Genomic DNA, 18,937 nt, shown 5'->3' with positions numbered 1-18,937 from the left:
CTTGCGCAACTGCATTGCTCTTTGATACATTGGTAATACTAGCTACAAGCCCTGCGATGTTCGTGACATCCGATAGTTTTGAGCCACAAAGTTTGTCTCGGGAGTTTTTCGTCCGCAATTGTAAAGGCATGCCTCCGTCGAGTGGACGTCTGCAACAGTTGGGCAAGACACCCACCTGCGATTAGCAGGTTCAAAACTAAGGAGCTACACGGCATAATGGGGCTCCTTTTTTCTTTGTGATTCCTACTTTTCCGATTGACTATCATTTTACTTGCGAATGAAAGGTGAAACCTACGATGCTTCATCAATTTTCCCGTTGCGAATTGGCCTTCGGTCCCGAAGGTTTGGAAAAAATGAAAAACAGCCGCGTCGCCGTTCTCGGTGTCGGCGGCGTCGGCTCCTTCACAGTGGAAGCGCTGGCCCGTACAGGTGTCGGCAAGCTTGTGCTCGTGGACAAGGATGTGGTTGACATCACCAACATCAACCGTCAAATTCACGCGACGCTCCACACGATCGGACAGAAAAAGGCAGAGCTGATGAAAGAGCGGATCGCCGCGATCAATCCGGAATGCGAAGTCGTGACGCTCAACATGTTTTACAACGAAGAGACGGCCGAGCAACTGTTTGCCCACGAGTTCGACTACATCGTGGACGCCATGGATACGATGTCGGCCAAGCTGCATCTGATCCAGGAAGCGAAGCGCCGCCATATTCCCATCATCTCCAGCATGGGGGCCGCCAACAAGATGGACCCGACCCGTTTTGAGGTCGCGGATATTTCCCAGACGAGCTATGACCCGATTGCCAAGGTCATTCGCCGCGAACTGCGCAAAAAAGGCATTTACAAAGGCGTCAAGGTGGTTTACTCCAGAGAGATTCCGGTGACCGTTCGCACAGATGTGCGGGAAAAAATCGTGTCCAACCCGAACTCCCCGATCAGCAAAGTGCGGCAGCCTCCAGCGAGCAACGCTTTTGTTCCATCCGTAGCTGGCCTGATTCTGGCCAGCGTCGTCGTGCGTGACCTGTTGGACTGGCAGCCCGTAAAAGGATAGGATAGCATGAACGATCTGTTTTCGTATGCCTATGACCAAGAAGGGGGCCGCAAGCAAAAGCCGCTCGCTGCGCGCATGCGGCCCAAGACGATTCAGGAAGTGATCGGCCAATCGCACATTTTGGCGCCGGGCAAGCTGCTGCGCCGGGCGATTGAAGCCGATCAAGTGTCGTCGCTCATTTTTTACGGTCCGCCCGGCACGGGAAAGACGACGCTGGCCAAAGTGATTGCCCGCACCACCCGGACGCATTTTTCCGAGCTGAACGCGGTCACGGCAGGGGTGGCGGACATCCGCAAAGTCGTGGACGCAGCGAAAGAGCGGCTCGTGATGGACAACCAGCGGACGACGCTGTTCGTCGACGAGATTCACCGCTTCAACAAGTCCCAGCAGGACGCGCTTCTTCCTTACGTGGAGGAAGGAACGATCATTTTGATTGGCGCCACGACGGAAAATCCGTATTTCGAGGTCAATCCGGCCTTGCTGTCGCGCTCGCAAGTGTTTGCCCTGCAGTCGCTGTCGCATGAGGAGCTGCAGCAGGTGATGGAGCGGGCGCTGAACGATGAAGAAAACGGATTGGCAGAACTGTCTGTCACCGTGACGAAGGAAGCGGCCGAACACTTGATCCAGTACGCGGAAGGAGACGCCAGACGGCTGTTGAACGCCTTGGAGCTGGCGGTGACGACGACGCCTCCTGGTCCGGACGGCGGCGTGACGGTGACCCTGGACGTGGCCGTCGAGTCCATCCAGCGGCGCGCTGTTCGCTACGACAAGAGCGGCGACAATCATTACGATACGATTTCGGCTTTTATCAAATCCATCCGCGGCTCTGACCCGGATGCCGCGTTATATTGGCTGGCGAGGATGATTGATGCGGGAGAAGATCCCCGTTTCATTTCGCGCCGACTGGTGATTTCGGCTTCCGAGGACATTGGAAATGCGGACCCGCAGGCGATCTCGGTTGCGGTGGCCTGCTTTCAGGCGGTAGAATTGGTGGGGATGCCCGAGGGACGAATCCCTCTGGCCCAGGCAACGACGTATTTGGCTACGGCTCCGAAAAGCAATGCTGCCTACAACGGAATCAACTCGGCGCTGGCCCGGATTCGGACGGACGGCCACAAGCAGGTTCCGATTCATTTGCGAGATTCGGCGTACAAGGGCGCAGCCAAGCTGGGACACGGTCAGGGATATTTGTACCCGCACGATTACCCGTATGGATATGTGCCCCAACAGTATCTGCCTGACGGTGTGAATTATTCGTTTTATCAGCCAAAGGATTTTGGCTATGAGCGGCATATCCGGCGCTTTCAGGAAGAGCGGCAAAAGCTGGATGCTCGCGGATTGCCGAAGAAAAACTCCCCCGAGTAAGAGGGGGAGCCAAACATCAGGTGCGGACGTCTCCGCCGGGTTTGTTCGGCAAATCGCCATTTTCATTCGGCTGTTTGCTCTGTTCGCTTGCCCCGTAGCGGGCTTTGTGGGCAATGGTGCCCGCAGGCTGGTCGTACAAGGTGTCGGACGGGTGGTTGCGTCCTCGTTCCGAGCGTTTGTTCGTTGCCATTTTAATTTCACCCCCCAAGATGCTAGTGTGTCCCAGGACGCCCAAGTCATGTAGGCTAAGGGAGTGGGTAAACACAAGAATAAGAGGAGAGTTGCTACGTGAAGATTTCTACGAAAGGACGCTACGGACTGACAATCATGATGGAGTTGGCCAACCGTGTAGGAGAGGGACCGACCTCCTTGCGCAGCATTGCCCAGAAGCACGAATTGTCCGAGCATTACTTGGAGCAGTTGATTGCGCCTTTGCGCAACGCAGGATTGGTAAAAAGTATTCGCGGAGCCTACGGCGGCTACGTTTTGGCAAAACAACCGGATGAAATCTCCGCAGGGGATGTCATTCGCGTACTGGAAGGGCCGATCAGCCCAGTTGAGTTTGCGGAGGAAGAGGACCCGGCGAAGCGCCATTTGTGGCTGCGCATTCGCGACAGCATTTCGGCGGTGCTCGATGCCACCTCGCTGCAAGATTTGATTAGCTATGAAGACGACGGGCATACCGATAACTATATGTTTTACATTTAAGCACGGCTACCAAGCCAGTAGAAGGTGACACAGTGTCTGACATGTTGTATTTTGACCACGCTGCTACGACTCCGGTGCATCCCCGCGTACTCGCGGCGATGACTCCGTACTTGACGCAAGTATTTGGCAACCCGTCCAGTGTCCACGCTGCCGGACGCGAGGCGCGCAAGGCACTGGAGCAAGCACGGGATGCGATCGCAAGCTTTATGGATGCCGATCCGCAATCGCTCATCTTTACCAGCGGCGGGACGGAAGCCGACAATATGGCGGTCATTGGCGGGGCGATGGCGCAGCGCGAACGAGGCCGTCACGTCATTACGACGCAAATCGAGCACCACGCCGTCCTGCACGCTTGCGAATATTTGGAGCAGGCAGGGTTTGAAGTGACGTATTTGCCTGTAGATAAGACAGGCTCTGTCCGGCTGGAAGATGTGAAGCAGGCTGTCCGACCGGATACCGTGCTCGTCTCGATCATGTACGGCAACAACGAGGTTGGAACGATTCAGCCGATTGAAGAAATCGGCGTTTTCCTGCAGGAAAAAGGCATTATTTTTCATACGGATGCCGTTCAGGCATTCGGCGTGCTGCCGATTCGCGCAAGACAGCTTCCTGTGGACATGCTCTCCGTGTCCGCGCACAAAATCAACGGTCCCAAAGGCGTAGGCGCCCTGTACCTCGGGCGCAAGGTGCCGGTTTCGCCGATCTTGCACGGCGGGTCGCAGGAACGCAAGCGCAGGGCAGGCACGGAAAATCTGGCGGGAATCGTCGGATTTGCCGAAGCGACAAAAGTAGCGACGGAGGAGATGGCAGACCGCGTTGCCAAATACGAGCAAATGAAGGCTGCCATGCGCGCGGTTTGGGAAGAGGCGGGAATCGCTTTCCACGTCAATGGACACCCGACAAACGTGCTGCCGCACATTCTCAATGTCAGCTTCCCGGGCGTACACACGGAAACGATGCTGATGAATCTCGATTTGGCGCGAATCGCAGCCGCCAGCGGCTCGGCGTGCACGTCAGGCTCCCTGGAGCTGTCGCACGTGCTCGTGGCGATGCAACTGGAAGACGAAATCGCCCGGTCCGCGATCCGCTTCAGCTTCGGCATTACGAACACCGTCGAGGAAGCAAGACAAGCCGCGCAGACAGTGGCGCAAATCGTCAATCGTCTCGTGCGTAGCAAGTAATGGAACACACGACAAACCAGCGAAAACCGCCCGGAAGCAGGAAAGTGCCTCCGAGCGGTTTTTTTGTGCAACCAAAGCTTCGCCAATCGCCTGGCACAGCCAAGTTTTATTGGTTTTTGTCTCGTGGAAAAAAATGGTTGATCGAACGGCTTCCAACCGTACCTGCCAAGCATACGTTACTACTGACGTCGGTTTTCCAAGGTGAGCATACATGTTTACGAACAAAGCTTCCGAGCTGCAAGCGAGAAAAATCGAGGCTCCGCTGTTCAGGGAGGCGGAGGCGATCAGGCAGCAAAAGCTGTTGAAGCCTGAAAATTGTCCTGACAGCGACGACGACGACCGTGACGTAAAGAAAAAGCAGATTGCAAGCATAGTTTGCAATCTGCTTTTGTTTTTCTAACCAATTTTTCTAATTATGTGGCACTTGTGGTTAATTGTGGATGACAATGATAAAATGATTCTGTAGAACTATGTCGGAAGAACCAAATCTTTCGGCATCTTAAAGGAGAGGAAAATCATGATGGCCAGACGTTTCTCGATTCGCTACAAACTGGTGCTTACCATTCTCTTCCTGACCATGCTTCCGCTGATGGTAGTCGGGTATATCCAGTTTGAAAATGCTCGGAGTGCAGTCTATCGGTTGACTGTTTCCGACTTGCAATACATAACCAAAATGAAAGCGCGGGAACTGGCCCCTTACGTCCAGGCGACGACGCTCAATGACGGAAATAGACAGAAAATTGATGAAATCATTCGCGAGGTAGCCGACAGCTACTACAAGCCGAATGGCATGGTCGGCTACGCCTATATTGTCGATGAAACAGGGGTGCCGATCTTCCACCCTGACCCGAGCGTGCAAAATACGTCGCTTGCGGGCGAGGCGTTCATGCAGGAGATGCTGAGCAAGAAGAACGGCTGGCTGGAATACGAGTTCCAGGGAGCGACGAAGCTGGCCGTGTACGAGGCTTTGCCGAACGGATGGATTCTCGCCATCGGCAGCTATCAGGACGACTTGCTCGCGCCGATCGAGAGCAGCCGTCCGGTGATGTTTTTGTTGAATCTAATCAGCGCAATCGTGGCGCTCGCTACCGGAATTTTTATCGTCAACAGGCTCGTTCGTCCGTTGAAGGAGCTGGTAGCGGCGATGAAGATAGCCGAGGCAGGCGATCTGACCAAGCGGGCGACTGTCCGCTCGCGGGACGAGCTTGGCGAGCTGTCTGCGATGTACAACGAGATGATGGAAGTGTTCTGCAACATGTTGAGCGAGGTGCAGCGCGTGTCCCAGCAGGTGGCGGCCGCCTCCGAGGAAATGACGGCCAGTGCCGCAGAAAGCGCTCGCGCCGCGGAGCAAATCTCGCTCGCCTCCACAGAGATCGCGTCTGGCTCTGAGGCGCAAAAACAGACGGTAGCCGATACGACGCGGTTTTTGACGCGGATCGGCGGCGACATCCAGCAAATCGCGACCGCCACAGAGCGGGTCAATACCGATGCGACACAGGCGTTCCGCTTGGCGCAGGATGGCGAGGGCAAGCTGAAAGGGCTTGTGCAAGAGATGGACGAGATTACGACCCACGCCCGCAATACCGAGCAGGTCATCCGCGAGCTGGGCATGCAATCGGAAAAAATCATCGGGATCATCACGATCATCCGGCAAATTTCCGATCAAACGAACCTGCTGGCATTGAATGCTGCGATTGAAGCGGCACGCGCAGGCGAACAAGGGAAAAGTTTCGCTGTAGTCGCGCAGGAGGTGCGAAAGCTCGCGGAGCAGTCAGGGCATGCTGCAGAAGAGATTGCCTCCCTGATTCATACGATTCACACCGATATTTTGGCGGCCGTCCAGGCGATGGGGACGACGACAGAAGCGGTTCAGAAAGGACGAGGCGGCGTAGCCGTCGCAGGCGAGGGCTTCCAGCAAATTTTGGTCGCCGTCCAGGACGTCAGCCAGCAAGTGTACCGCATGAACGAGGCCGCGCAGGCCATTCACCGCGATACGCTCCGGCTCGTCGAACACTCCGAAAAAATCGCTGAGCTGGCGGATACGGCCGCGAAGGATACGCAGGAGGTAGCGGCCGCTTCCGAACAGCAGACTGCGACGACCGAGGAAATGACGGCAGCGTCCGAAACATTGGCCCAGATGGCGGAGCAGTTGTCAGAGCAAGTAAAACGCTTTACAATTTAAAACGTATGACTACGAGAAAAATCCACTTTAACAGGAAAAGTGGATTTTTCTGTTCGTGCCATTTTGCTCGTCTTTGAGCAGGCAAGAGAGGAGAGGGTGAGATGGAGGAGCAGCAATCAATCTCCCTGTTTGCGGAAACTTTTATTCGCGGCTATATGACACAAGAAATTTTTTACAACGAAGAAACGTGGTACGGCGTGATTCGTCTAAAAATAGAAGAGACGACGGAAGCGATCAAGGAATCGGACGTCATCATTGTCGGCAACTTCCCTCGTCCTCACCCGGACGAGCTGTACACGTTCTACGGCGAGTGGAAGACCCATGCGCGCTTTGGACAGCAGTACGTAGCCAAGCGCTACGAGCGGGAAACGCCGAAGACGTTGGCAGGCGTGGAGCGCTATTTGGCCAGCGGGCTGTTTCAAGGCATCGGCAAAAAGATGGCGAAGCGCATCGTGGAGCACCTTGGGGTAGATGCGTTGACGATTATTGCAGATCATCCGGAGCGGCTTGCCGAAATCCAGGGCATTTCCGAATCGCGCGCCAAGCTCATTTACGAGTCCGTCCTGGAGCATCGCTCGCTGGAGAGCGCGATGGTCTTTCTGTACGACTTCGGGATTGGCGTGAACATGGCGCTCAGGATTTACCAGACGTACAAGCTGGAGACGATGACGGTGCTCAAGGAAGAGCCGTACCGGCTGATTGAGGATATTACCGGAATCGGGTTCAAGAGGGCAGACGATATCGCCCGCGCGACAGGCATAGCGGCCTCATCGGAAGAGCGCGTAAAAGCGGCGGCCTTGTTCGTGCTGCAGGAGGCGTCCTATTCCGAGGGCCACGTCTATTTGCCCGTGGATGAGCTGTGTGAAAAGACGCTCCGCCTGTTGACGGAGTGCGGCGGGCACGCTTTTTCCGGCGAAGACATTACGCGCGCTGTCGAGGCTTTGTTTGTCGCGAGCAAAGTTGCCTGGGAGGACGAGCGCGTCTATTTGCCTTCCCTGTTTTTTGCGGAGCTGGGCTTGGCGAAAAGGCTGCGGCACTTCGCCCGGCGCGATTCGTTCGGATCGTTTCCGGCCTCCGAATTTTACCGGGCCCTGGGAGCCGTGGAGGACGAGCTTGGAATCAGCTATGCCCAGACGCAGCGGGATGCGATTGAACAGGCGATTACATCCGGGCTGATGCTACTCACAGGTGGACCGGGTACGGGCAAAACGACGGTGATTCGCGGGATTTGCCGCGTCTTTTCGCAGTTGCACGGACTGTCGCTCGACCTGAAAAAATACAACGAAGAAAATCCGTTCCCGATCCTGCTCGTGGCCCCGACCGGACGCGCTGCCAAACGGATGACGGAGACGACGGGCTTGCCTGCAATGACCATCCATCGGCTTTTGGGCTACAAAGGCGAGAGCTTCGAGCACGACGCCGAGCATCCGATTCGCGGCAGGCTGTTGATCGTGGACGAGATGTCGATGGTCGACATTTGGCTGGCGAACCAGTTGTTTCGCGCCGTGCCGGACGACATGCAGATCATCATGGTCGGCGACCCCGACCAGTTGCCGTCCGTCGGCCCGGGTAACGTGCTGCTCGACATGATCCGCTCCGGCCTGCTGCCGCTGGTGCAGTTGACGGAGATTTACCGCCAGGCCGAAGAGTCTACCATCATCCGGCTGGCGCATGATGTGCGCAAAGGACACGTTCCGGCCGATTTGCTCGATACGACCCCGGATCGGCGATTTTTCACAAGTTCGCCACAAGATGTCCCCGAAGCGGTGAAACAAATTTGCCTGGGAGCCGTAAAAAAAGGATATACGGCAAAAGATGTACAGGTTTTGGCACCTATTTATAAAGGAAATGCCGGGGTAAACCGGCTGAATGAAGAACTGCAGGAGCTGTTTAACCCGAAAACGCCACAAAAGCGCGAGGTGACGTTTGGGGACACGACTTTTCGCACAGGCGACAAAGTCCTGCAGTTGGTGAATAATGCCGAGGAACAGGTGTTCAACGGTGATATGGGTGAAATTGTTGCGATTTTTTTCCCGAATGAAAACGCAGAAAACCAGGAGATGCTGGTTGCTGCCTTTGACAATCGGGAAGTGGTGTACAAGCGTTCGGATTACCATCAACTGACGCTTGCCTACTGCTGTTCCGTACACAAATCACAAGGGAGCGAATTTCCGATCGTCGTGATGCCGTTCGTCAAAAGCTACTACCGGATGCTCAGGCGCAAGCTCGTTTATACGGGCATTACGCGGAGCAAGTCTTTTCTCATCATGTGCGGGGAGCCGGATGCGTTTCGCGCAGCCGTGGAAACCGACGAGGAAGGTGTGCGGTACAGCTTTTTGCAGGAGCGGCTGAAGCAGGAGTAAAGCTGGAACCATTTGCGCCGAATGGACATGCGCCTTTCGCCCGATACTAAAAGAGCGGAAGGGGGATGTCCCACATGCGCAAGGCAATGGATGCAGTCGGCTTGCCAGTAGTTTGCCTCCAAACCGGAGAGACGCTTGGCACCGTTCGTGACATTCTTTGCGACTCCACTTGGCATGTACGAGGAGTCTTGCTGAGCGAGCAGGGTTGGTTCCATTCAGGCACCTATATTCCTACCGAACAGATTCACGCGGTAGGGGAGTCCTGCCTTACCGTAACGGGGAAAGCCGCGATCACGCCCTTGCCTCATCTCGCCGGTTTTGAACCTGTCGGCATCGTGACGGGAAAAACAAAGCTAAAAGGAAAAGCGGTCATTACCGCTTCCGGAGAACTTCTCGGCAGGCTGGAAGATGTTTACTTTTCAGCAAACTGGGAGAAACTTGTAGGGTACGAACTGTCTAACGGCTGGTTTGCAGATGTGACAGAAGGGCGCAAGCGCCTGTCTGCACCGGCTTCCGTCATCATCGGGGAGGAAAACCTGATCGTGCCGGACTTTGTTCGTAGCCAGGCGTGATAAGGGAGGAAAAGCGTGATGCGTGTCATTTGCCCGAACTGCAGTTCCAAAGACGTAGGGAAGATTGGAACCAATCAATACTACTGCTGGAATTGCTTTATAGAGATGAGCGTTTCCAACGAGCAGATTGCTTCTGTCTACCAGGTGGAGGAAGACGGGTCCTTGCATTCGCTCAACGATCTGTTTATTGAAGATCAAACCGTTTCCGCACAACTGAACATGTAGCTACTGCTCAATGCGGTAAAAACAACTGGAGGTGGCACGCTTGTTTACTCGAAGCCTTTTGCGCGTCCTTGCCACAAGCGGAATTGTGGCTGTCATCGGCTATTTGATGGCCCCGCGCCGCCGCAGTCGGTTTTCGCTGAATTGGAACCAGTTGCCCTTCTCCATGCGCGATGTGACGCGGATGATGAAGACGGGACGCAAGCTGATGCGTGCGTTTACCCGGTAACGAGAAGTGGCGGCAACAGGAACGTTCAGAAGCACCCGAACATAGGATGAGTTCGGGTGCTTTTTTTGTGCATGAAAAAACTCCGTCGCATCGAGGCGACGGAGCTTTGGAATACAGCTTAGTTTTGTTCGGCCAGTCGTTTTTGCTGCTGGCTTTTCATGCGTCCGATCAACAGCACGCCGACGACGACAGCGACGATGAACACCCATTTGACCCACGGGTACGCGGTGAAGAACGGCACCAGGAATTTTTCGGTTGTCACCATGCTTGCGGCCGTATAGGCGAGAACGCCAGCCCCGATGTAGATCACGATCGGGAAACGCTCCATGACTTTCAAAATCAGCGTGCTTCCCCACACCATGATCGGCACGCTGATGACCAGCCCGATGATGACGAGTAGAAAATCACCATGCGCAGCACCGGCAACGGCGATGACGTTATCGAGACCCATGACCGTATCGGCCACGATGATGGTCCAGATCGCAGCGCCAAGGCTTCCGCTTGCCTTCATGTTTTCGTGGCCATCATCCGAGACGAGCAGCTTGAGGGCAATCCACATCAGGATCAAGCCACCGACAAGCAGCAGACCAGGGATTTTCAGCAGCCAGACAACGGCCAGCGTCGCCAAAGCCCGGATGATAATCGCACCGACCGTTCCCCAGACGATTGCCTTTTTTTGCTGTTCGGCAGGCAGATTTCGCGCGGCCATCCCGATGACAATCGCGTTGTCCCCGGCCAACACGAGGTCGATGACGATGATGGCAAGCAGGGCGGACCAAAATTCAGGTTGCATTAATAATTCCATTTTCTCTTCCTCCTCCTCATCCTGTTTGAAAATAAAGCGAGTCATCCACCGGCCGTTTTCTCGATACCTCCTAATAGTGTGTGTAAAGGGAGACAAAAGAAAACGACCTTTCCCTGGACAGGCAAAGGTCGTTTGAAAACAAAAATAGACCTTTTACCTGTTAGGCAAAGGTCTTGCTTACAACATCCAAAAAGCATGTTGCCAACATAGCCGGGGATTTCTCCCGTAATGACGACTATGTTGCGAAAAAGCTACTCCCCTTTGGAGATATCCTCTTGTAACTCCATACTACTGCGGCGTATTCCGGGTGTCAATAGGTTACATGATTTTTGTGCGAAGAACACACCCTAATGGAAATGGAGAGGAGGTGTCCTTCGTGGATGAACTGCGCCGAAGCCGTCTGTTTGCTGCTGCGCTTTGGCTGATCGCGCTGCTCGTCATCGGCAACCTGCTGTGGATGCTTCGCCCGGTCCTTGCCCAGCTTTTTGCTCTTTTGGAGGAAGTGCTGATTCCCATCATCCTGGGCCTGGTCATTGCGTATTTGCTGCACCCGATTGTCGTGCTGCTGGAAAAAAGGAGAGTCCCACGGCTGATGGCCGTTCTGCTTATTTACGCATCGTTTGTGCTGGTCATCACGGTCGCTGTCATCAACGCCATCCCCGTTTTCACCAATCAGCTTGTGGAGCTGTCCGACGACTTGCCCCGGCTGATGGAGTGGTACTACACGTGGATGAGCGAGTGGGAGGCGCACAAATACTTTTTGCCGGACAGCATCTCGCACGGGGTCGACCGGGTGATTATCCAGTCGCAGGAAGGGATGTCCCACTCTGTGACCAAGCTCGTCAACAACGCGCGCAATTCGCTTGGCAAGCTGTTCGCCTTCGCCATCGTTCCGTTTATCGCCTTCTATTTTTTAAAAGACATGAAGGCGCTGCATGAGACGGGCATGTCGATCGTGCCCAAGTCGTACCGCAAGCAGGTGCTGGTCGTCTTGCGGGACATCAACGAATCGCTCGGAAATTACATACACGGGCAGATGATCGTGGCCCTGGTTGTCGGCGTGCTGGCTTACCTCGGCTATTGGCTGATCGGCATGCCGTATCCGTTCGTGCTCGCCGCAGTCGTGTGCCTGACGAACATCATTCCTTACATCGGGCCATTGATCGGCGCTGCGCCTGCGATGGTCGTCGCCTTGACGATCTCGACGAAAATGCTGCTGTTCGTCATCGCCGTCAACCTCGTCATACAGGTGGTGGAAGGAAACATCTTGTCGCCCAACATCGTCGGACGCTCCTTGCAACTGCATCCGCTGACGATCATTGTGGCGCTGCTGGTCGGGGAGACGCTCGGGGGCATTATCGGCCTGATCGTGGCGGTGCCTGTGCTCGCCGTATGCAAGGTGGTCATCAGTCGAATCGCCGTCATGATGCATGAAAGTTGACATGGATCAGGAAAAAAATTTATAATACGAACAAATGAGTACAAGAGAGATCAATGAGGGAACGAGTACGTTGCAGACCTTCTACAGAGAGGGTGCTCCACGGTTGAGAGGGCGCTCAGAAGAAGTGCAACGGAAGGCTACTCCTAAGACCGGGCAAAAACCGGCGGGTTGGCACCGTTACATGCCCAAAAGCGACAGACTGTCCGCGCCTTTTGGCCTGCAATGGAGTCTGTAAGCAGGGTGGTACCGCGAGAAAAAACAGTTCTCGTCCCTGAGGGGATGGGAGCTTTTTTATTTATTTTTCTTAACAGAGGAGAATGCAGATGAAGAAGCTGACAGGCAATCAAATCCGCCAGATGTTCCTTGATTTTTTTGTAGAAAAAGGACATCGCATCGAGCCGAGTGCTCCGCTTGTTCCAATCGACGACCCGTCCCTCTTGTGGATCAACAGCGGCGTGGCGACGCTCAAAAAGTATTTTGACGGCCGCATCATTCCAGACAATCCGCGCATCACCAATTCGCAAAAATCAATCCGTACCAACGATATTGAAAACGTTGGCCGCACGGCTCGCCACCATACGTTCTTCGAAATGCTGGGCAACTTCTCTATCGGCGACTACTTCAAGGCAGAAGCGATTGAGTGGGCATGGGAGTTTTTGACCAGCCCGAAATGGATCGGCTTTGATCCGGAGCGGCTCTCCGTCACCATTCACCCGGAAGACGAAGAAGCGTTTGAGCTGTGGAACAAAAAAATCGGCATTCCGGAAGAGCGCATCATCCGTCTGGAAGGCAACTTCTGGGACATCGGGGAAGGTCCGAGCGGTCCGAATACGGAAATTTTCTACGACCGCGGAGAGGAGTTCGGCAACGATCCGAACGATCCGGAGCTGTATCCGGGCGGCGAAAACGAGCGTTACCTCGAAGTGTGGAACCTGGTGTTCTCCCAGTTCAACCACAACCCGGACGGCACCTACACGCCGCTGCCTAAGAAAAACATCGACACCGGCATGGGGCTGGAGCGGATGGCCTCCATTCTCCAGGGCGTGGACAACAACTTCGAAACAGACCTGTTGTTCCCGCTGATCGAGCAAACGAGCGCGATCTCCGGCGTGAAGTACAAGACAAGCCCAGAGCTGGACGTAGCGCTGAAAGTCATTGCGGACCACGCGCGCACGGTCGTGTTCGCGATCGGGGACGGAGCGCTTCCTTCCAACGAAGGCCGTGGCTACGTCATTCGCCGTCTGTTGCGCCGCGCTGTGCGCATGGGCAAAAAGCTCGGTGTGGAGAAGCCGTTTCTGTACAGCCTGACCGAAACAGTCGGCAAAATGATGGGCGAATTTTACCCGGAAGTTGTGCAAAAGCGCGAGTTCATTGAAAAAGTGATCCGTGCGGAGGAAGAGCGCTTCCACGAGACGCTGAACGACGGACTGGCGATCCTGTCCGAGATGGTGAAGGCGGCAAAAGAAAGCGGCCAATCGCAACTGTCCGGTCAAGATGTGTTCAAAATGTACGACACATACGGCTTCCCGGTCGATCTGACAGAGGACTTCGCGAACGAGCAAGGTCTGACAGTGGATCGCGACGGCTTCGAGCAAGCGATGGAGGAGCAGCGCGAACGTGCGCGTGCAGCCCGTCAGGACGTGGACAGCATGCAAATCCAGGGGGGGCCGTTGTCCGAATTGACGGTTACAAGCGAGTTTGTTGGTTATACTGAATTGGTAGCAACAGGAAAAGTAGAAGCGATTATTTTGGACAACCAGTTGGCTGACGAAGCAGAAGAAGGCCAAACGGTACAGGTCATTCTCGACCAGACGCCATTCTACGCTGAAAGCGGCGGTCAGATCAACGACGAAGGGTACTTGCTCTCCGATTCTGTCAAAGCGCGCGTAACCGACGTGCAAAAAGGGCCAAAGGGCCAAAACGTTCACTCTGTCATCATCGAAGCAGGCACACTGCGCAAAGGCGACACTGTTCGCGCGGAAGTAAACCGCGAAGCTCGCCTGGCGATTACGAAAAACCATACAGCGACACACTTGCTGCACCAGGCGCTCAAAGACGTATTGGGCACGCACGTCAATCAGGCAGGTTCCCTCGTGGCACCGGAGCGTTTGCGCTTTGACTTCACGCACATCAGCGCGATCACGCCGGAAGAGTTGGAGCGCATCGAAGCGATCGTCAACGAAAAAGTGTGGGAAAACCTGGCTGTCGAAATTTCCAACAAGCCGCTGGCGGAAGCCAAAGCAATGGGCGCGATGGCGCTGTTTGGCGAAAAATACGGCGACATCGTGCGCGTGGTCAAAGTCGGCGACTACAGCCTGGAGCTTTGCGGCGGATGCCATGTCAATAACACGGCCGAAATCGGACTGTTCAAGCTGGTCAGCGAAAGCGGCATCGGCGCGGGTACGCGACGGATCGAAGCTGTGACCGGACGCGGGGCTTACCAGTTCTTGAACCAGCAGTTCACGACGCTCAAAGAAGTGGCTCACGCACTGAAAGCACCTGTGCTGGCAGAAGCGCCTGCGCGCGTGGAGAGCTTGCAGCAGCAACTGAAAGAGGTTCAGCGTGAAAACGAATCGTTGCGTGCCAAACTGGGCAACATCGAAGCGGCATCCCTGACCGATCAACTGAAGCAAGTAGACGGCATGAACGTGCTCGCTACCCGCGTATCGGCTTCTGACATGGACAACCTGCGCGGCATGGTGGACGAGCTGAAAAACAAGCTCGGCTCCGCAGTGATCGTGCTCGGCTCCGTCGATGGCGAGAAGGTCAATCTCGTGGCTGGCGTCACCAAAGACCTGATGGATCAAGGCATCCACGCCGGAAAAATCATCAAGGAAGTGGCAACCCGTTGCGGCGGCGGCGGCGGCGGTCGTCCTGACATGGCGCAGGCGGGCGGAAAAGATCCTTCCAAGCTGCAAGAGGCATTGGATGCGGTCGCGGAGCTGGTCAAAAGCCAGGCCGTAGCGAAATAGCCGATTCCCGCCAAGAAATTTGCAAAATCGACAAGGAGTAGGTTGCATCCGAGTCGAATACAGTAAGGAAGCGAAAAGTCCATACAACCTTTAAGTCTTGAAGGAAATCGAGGTGTTGATTGTGAGTTCGTTGGATAATACCATGAAATTCACGGTGCCCAAGGAAGCGAATACGGCGGATGTGCAGGCAACATTGACAGAGGTGTACAAAGCCCTGCAGGAAAAAGGATACAACCCGATCACCCAGATCGTCGGTTACTTGCTTTCTGGCGACCCGGCGTTTATCCCTCGCCACAACAACGCGCGCAGCCTGATTGGCAAACTGGAACGGGACAAAATCATAGAAGAGTTGGTGACCGTTTACTTGTCCGAGCGCAAGTAGACCTTGAACATGACGAGATTGATGGGATTGGATGTAGGCGACAAGACGATTGGCATCGCGGTCAGCGATGAGCTGGGGTGGACCGCCCAAGGGGTGGAAACGATCAAGCGGCAATCAAAGGAAAAAGATTTGGCCCGCATCCAGGAATTGGTAGCGCACTATCAAGTAGGTGCTTTCGTAGTAGGATTGCCGAAAAACATGAATGGCACAATCGGACCGCGCGCCGAGATGTGCCAGGCATTCGGCAAGCTTTTGGAGGAACGGACATCTCTTCCTGTCCACATGTGGGACGAGCGATTGACGACGATGGCAGCGGAGCGCATGCTGATCTCTGCGGATGTCAGCCGTCAAAAGCGCAAGACAGTAATAGACAAAATGGCGGCCACATTGATCCTGCAAGGATTTTTGGACGCGAAATCGAGGTGACCCAAAGTGAGTGAAGAGATGATGGAAGAATTCGAAGTAGGCGACGTGATTGCCCTGACAGAAGAGGGAACGGAGGAGCCGCGCGATTTTCGGATCATGTACATTTTTGATATCGAGGACCGCAGCTACCTGGTGCTCGTTCCGGTCGATCAGGAGGAAGAAGAAGAGTACGAGGTTCACTTCCTGCGCTACGACGGTACGGACATGCTGCAGCCAATCGAAGACGATGAAGAGTGGGAGCAAGTAGAAGCGACCTTCGAAACGTTGATTGCTGATTTGGAGAAAGACGGGATTTAATATTTGGAGAGGGGGCGCATGCCCTCTCTTTTTCCTATCAAAATAACTGTTTTGTGGACGAAAACAAACAGATAGGAGAAAGCGAAATGGATATCACGGGCGCATCCGGCTCCGAACTGATTTGGGAAAAGTACAAGGAAGCCGAAAAACGGTTGAAAGAGCTTGAAAATTCAATCGAATGGTTCAAAGTTTGCTTCGATACCGCGTACGAAGGCATTACGATCGTGGACGAGCGCGGCTACATACGAATGATGAACGATGCGTACTGCCGCTTTATCAGTGTGCGCAAAGAAGATGTCGTCGGGCGTTATGTGGAGGAAGTGATCGAAAATACGCGTTTGCCGGTCGTGCTGCAAACAGGGATACCGGAGCGAAACCAGGCGCATCGGCTGCTCGGCCAGGACATGGTCGTACACCGCATCCCGATCTGGAAGGACAACAAGGTCATCGGCGCAGTCGGCATGCTGATTTTTGAAGGCGTGTCGGAGCTGTACAAAATTTTTGAGCGCATGCAAATCTTGCACGAGAAAATCGGCGACAACCGGATCGTGTTCGAATCGCCGAAGCCGAAAAGCAACAAAGTCACCTTTGACCAGATCATCGGAGAAAGCGAGTCGATTGCCGAGGCGAAAAAAATCGCCCGCCGCGCCGCACAAACGTCCGCTACGATTTTGTTGACCGGAGAGAGCGGTGTGGGCAAGGAGCTGTTTGCCAAAGCGATTCATTATTTAAGCCCGTTTCAAAACGGACCGCTCGTGAGTGTCAATTGCGCCTCTATACCGGAAAATTTGCTCGAATCGGAGCTGTTCGGCTATGAAGAAGGCGCATTTACCGGCTCGCGAAAAGACGGAAAGCCAGGCAAATTCGAGCTGGCGAACAAAGGGACGCTGTTTCTCGACGAGATCGGGGACATGCCGCTGCACATGCAGGCGAAAATTTTGCGCGTGCTGCAAGAGCGGGAAGTAGAGCGGGTCGGGGGAACGAAGAGCATACCTGTCGATTTTCGCCTGGTGGCGGCTACCCATCGCTCCCTGGAGGAAATGGTGCGGGAGGGGACGTTCCGCAAAGACTTGTACTACCGCCTGAACGTCATTCCGATTCACATTCCGCCGCTGGCACAAAGAAGGACGGATATCCCGCTGTTGATCGCCGCCCAACTGCAAGCGATCAGCCAGAAAAACAACATGCCGGCAAAAGACATCGACAAGGAAGCGATGTCTTTGCTGATGAACTACGACTGGCCGGGCAACATCCGCGAGCTGGTCAATACGGTCGAGCGGCTCGTCACCTTGTCCGAGGACGATCGCATCCGGACGAGTGATTTGACGGAAGTTTTTTTCGGCAAAGGGGCTTGGCGTGGCGAGCAGGAGCCAAGCGCGTCATGGAAGCAGCCTGTCTCGGTCAAGCGCGGCCAGCAGGATGAAAAAAAGCGCATCCTCGAAGTACTGCAGGAAATGAACGGCAACAAGTCCAAGACAGCGAAAAAGCTCGGCATATCCCGGGCGACGCTGTACAACAAGCTGAACAAGTATCAACTGGGTTAAGCGGTAAGCAGGCGGTCGCTGAAAAAAGTGTCTAGACAATCGTTGTGTAATGTCTGGACACTTTTTGTATTTTCTGAACAGTCAGACTCAAAAAAGAAGCGGCGCGGCAACATCATCGTCTGCTGGCATGCAATGTGCTAGATAACGATAGTCAAAAGGGAGCGCTTGCGCTCCGGGGGAAGCGGGGACTTTCGGCGGCTTCAGGCTTGGGAATGCCAGCTTCGTCAAGGAAACTTTTCGCAACCGCTGCCAGCGCGAACAAATGACAGAGGGGGAAGTATATGGTGGATACACCTGTAATCGGCATCATCGGTCTTGGCAATATGGGAATGCCCATGGCGACCAATTTGGTACAAGCGGGCTATGAAGTGTACGGCTTCGACGTCAATGCGAAGGCGGAGCTGGAATTTGCAGCCGTCGGCGGAAAGACAGGCTTGACGGTCGCGGAGGTCGTGCAAAAAACAGACGTCATTCTCACCAGCCTGCCTTCGCCGGACATTGTTGAAAGCGTTTTTACAGGCCTGGACGGCATCCTGGAACATGCGCGGGCCGGACAGACTGTAGTCGATACGAGCACAGTAACGCCCCAGTTGAACGAGCGGCTGGCACGGGCGAGCCAGGCAAAGGGAATCGGGTATTTGGCCGCCCCTGTCAGCGGCGGGGTTGTCGGGGCGAAAAACAGGACGTTGACGATTATGGTCGGCGGCCCGAAGGAGCTGTACGACAGCGTCTATCCGGTTTTTATGGCGCTCGGCCAAAATATTTTTCACGTCGGGGAACGAGTGGACAGCGGCACGGCGGTCAAACTCATCAACAATTTGCTGATCGGCTTTTACACGTCTGCGGTCAGCGAAGGGGTGGCGCTGGCAAAGCAGATGGGCCTCGACCTCGACCTGCTGTTTGACATTTTGAATGTCAGCTACGGGCAGAGTCGCATCTACGAGCGCAATTACAAAAGCTTCATTGCCCCCAACGATTTCGCGCCCCATTTCTCGTTGAATTTGCTGCTGAAAGACTTGCGGATCGCCCAGGAGATGGCGCAGCAGTCCGGCCTGTCCTTGCCGATCACGGCCGAGCTGCTCGCGATTTACGAGCAGTCGCAGGAAGCCGGCTTTGGCGAGCAGGATATGGCTGCCCTGTACGCCTACATCTGCCAGTCGCAAAGCGCGGTTCAATCGTAACCATTTACGGAGAGG

The 18,937-nt window shown here is 54.8% G+C and carries 19 protein-coding genes and 1 other RNA gene; 18 read left to right on the top strand and 2 right to left on the bottom strand.

Going from position 1 to position 18,937, the window contains the following annotated elements:
• The first annotated feature begins 45 nt into the window (after positions 1 to 45).
• The 3 genes from ssrS (at position 46) to AC27IT_RS03115 (ending at position 2,417) form a co-directional block, all read left to right on the top strand.
• A non-coding RNA gene (gene ssrS / locus AC27IT_RS03125) (6S RNA) lies at positions 46 to 227 on the top strand.
• 69 nt (positions 228 to 296) lie between these two features.
• Positions 297 to 1,052 (top strand): tRNA threonylcarbamoyladenosine dehydratase, encoded by a 756-nt coding sequence (locus AC27IT_RS03120; RefSeq protein ID WP_005832465.1) that lies wholly within the window; start codon positions 297 to 299, stop codon positions 1,050 to 1,052.
• A gap of 6 nt (positions 1,053 to 1,058) precedes the next feature.
• Positions 1,059 to 2,417 (top strand): AAA family ATPase, encoded by a 1,359-nt coding sequence (locus tag AC27IT_RS03115; protein WP_005832466.1) that lies wholly within the window; start codon positions 1,059 to 1,061, stop codon positions 2,415 to 2,417.
• Positions 2,418 to 2,433: 16 nt separating this feature from the next.
• On the opposite strand, the gene AC27IT_RS03110 is transcribed toward AC27IT_RS03115, so the two are convergent.
• Entirely contained in the window at positions 2,434 to 2,607 is a 174-nt protein-coding gene (locus tag AC27IT_RS03110) for a hypothetical protein (protein ID WP_007782328.1), read from the bottom strand.
• A 98-nt stretch (positions 2,608 to 2,705) separates the two neighbouring features.
• Here AC27IT_RS03110 and cymR point away from each other — a divergent pair, with 98 nt between their 5' ends.
• The 8 genes from cymR to AC27IT_RS03070 all read left to right on the top strand — a co-directional run bounded on the left by cymR (position 2,706) and on the right by AC27IT_RS03070 (position 9,874).
• Entirely contained in the window at positions 2,706 to 3,125 is a 420-nt protein-coding gene (gene cymR, locus AC27IT_RS03105) for a cysteine metabolism transcriptional regulator CymR (RefSeq protein WP_005832467.1), read from the top strand.
• A 32-nt stretch (positions 3,126 to 3,157) separates the two neighbouring features.
• Positions 3,158 to 4,306, top strand: a complete 1,149-nt coding sequence (locus AC27IT_RS03100; RefSeq protein WP_007782325.1) for a cysteine desulfurase family protein — start codon at positions 3,158 to 3,160, stop codon at positions 4,304 to 4,306.
• 211 nt (positions 4,307 to 4,517) lie between these two features.
• Positions 4,518 to 4,706 (top strand): hypothetical protein, encoded by a 189-nt coding sequence (locus AC27IT_RS03095; RefSeq protein ID WP_005832471.1) that lies wholly within the window; start codon positions 4,518 to 4,520, stop codon positions 4,704 to 4,706.
• 117 nt (positions 4,707 to 4,823) lie between these two features.
• Positions 4,824 to 6,488, top strand: a complete 1,665-nt coding sequence (locus AC27IT_RS03090; protein WP_283859017.1) for a methyl-accepting chemotaxis protein — start codon at positions 4,824 to 4,826, stop codon at positions 6,486 to 6,488.
• A gap of 101 nt (positions 6,489 to 6,589) precedes the next feature.
• Positions 6,590 to 8,851 carry an SF1B family DNA helicase RecD2 gene (gene recD2, locus AC27IT_RS03085; RefSeq protein ID WP_007782317.1) on the top strand — a complete coding sequence of 754 codons (2,262 nt, stop codon included), beginning with the start codon at positions 6,590 to 6,592 and terminating at the stop codon, positions 8,849 to 8,851.
• Positions 8,852 to 8,925: 74 nt separating this feature from the next.
• On the top strand, positions 8,926 to 9,423 hold the full coding sequence (locus AC27IT_RS03080) for a PRC-barrel domain-containing protein (RefSeq protein WP_487091580.1): 498 nt from the start codon (positions 8,926 to 8,928) through the stop codon (positions 9,421 to 9,423).
• Positions 9,424 to 9,441: 18 nt separating this feature from the next.
• A complete protein-coding gene (locus tag AC27IT_RS03075) occupies positions 9,442 to 9,648 on the top strand; it encodes a hypothetical protein (RefSeq protein ID WP_005832479.1) in 207 nt (68 codons plus the stop codon).
• A gap of 31 nt (positions 9,649 to 9,679) precedes the next feature.
• Positions 9,680 to 9,874, top strand: coding sequence for a hypothetical protein (locus AC27IT_RS03070; RefSeq protein WP_238500963.1), 195 nt, complete (start codon positions 9,680 to 9,682; stop codon positions 9,872 to 9,874).
• 118 nt (positions 9,875 to 9,992) lie between these two features.
• Here AC27IT_RS03070 and AC27IT_RS03065 read toward each other — a convergent pair whose 3' ends face one another.
• Complete coding sequence (locus tag AC27IT_RS03065; protein WP_007782307.1) at positions 9,993 to 10,679, bottom strand: TerC family protein; 687 nt, start codon at positions 10,677 to 10,679, stop codon at positions 9,993 to 9,995.
• Between the two features lie 376 nt (positions 10,680 to 11,055).
• On the opposite strand from AC27IT_RS03065, the gene AC27IT_RS03060 reads away from it, so the two are divergent.
• From AC27IT_RS03060 to AC27IT_RS03030, 7 genes are all read left to right on the top strand, one after another.
• On the top strand, positions 11,056 to 12,120 hold the full coding sequence (locus AC27IT_RS03060; RefSeq protein ID WP_025847106.1) for an AI-2E family transporter: 1,065 nt from the start codon (positions 11,056 to 11,058) through the stop codon (positions 12,118 to 12,120).
• A gap of 323 nt (positions 12,121 to 12,443) precedes the next feature.
• Positions 12,444 to 15,092: an alanine--tRNA ligase gene (alaS, locus tag AC27IT_RS03055; protein WP_005832487.1), complete on the top strand. Its 2,649-nt coding sequence runs from the start codon at positions 12,444 to 12,446 to the stop codon at positions 15,090 to 15,092.
• Between the two features lie 121 nt (positions 15,093 to 15,213).
• A complete protein-coding gene (locus tag AC27IT_RS03050; RefSeq protein ID WP_005832489.1) occupies positions 15,214 to 15,474 on the top strand; it encodes an IreB family regulatory phosphoprotein in 261 nt (86 codons plus the stop codon).
• 9 nt (positions 15,475 to 15,483) lie between these two features.
• A complete protein-coding gene (ruvX, locus tag AC27IT_RS03045) occupies positions 15,484 to 15,900 on the top strand; it encodes a Holliday junction resolvase RuvX (protein ID WP_007782299.1) in 417 nt (138 codons plus the stop codon).
• A 6-nt stretch (positions 15,901 to 15,906) separates the two neighbouring features.
• Positions 15,907 to 16,197: a DUF1292 domain-containing protein gene (locus tag AC27IT_RS03040; protein ID WP_005832492.1), complete on the top strand. Its 291-nt coding sequence runs from the start codon at positions 15,907 to 15,909 to the stop codon at positions 16,195 to 16,197.
• 86 nt (positions 16,198 to 16,283) lie between these two features.
• Positions 16,284 to 17,741 carry a sigma-54 interaction domain-containing protein gene (locus AC27IT_RS03035; RefSeq protein ID WP_283859021.1) on the top strand — a complete coding sequence of 486 codons (1,458 nt, stop codon included), beginning with the start codon at positions 16,284 to 16,286 and terminating at the stop codon, positions 17,739 to 17,741.
• A gap of 281 nt (positions 17,742 to 18,022) precedes the next feature.
• A complete protein-coding gene (locus AC27IT_RS03030) occupies positions 18,023 to 18,922 on the top strand; it encodes an NAD(P)-dependent oxidoreductase (protein WP_283859022.1) in 900 nt (299 codons plus the stop codon).
• Positions 18,923 to 18,937 lie beyond the last annotated feature (15 nt).

Source organism: Brevibacillus sp. YAE8 (assembly GCF_057543335.1).
This window is presented reverse-complemented; position numbering and strand designations above follow the sequence as displayed.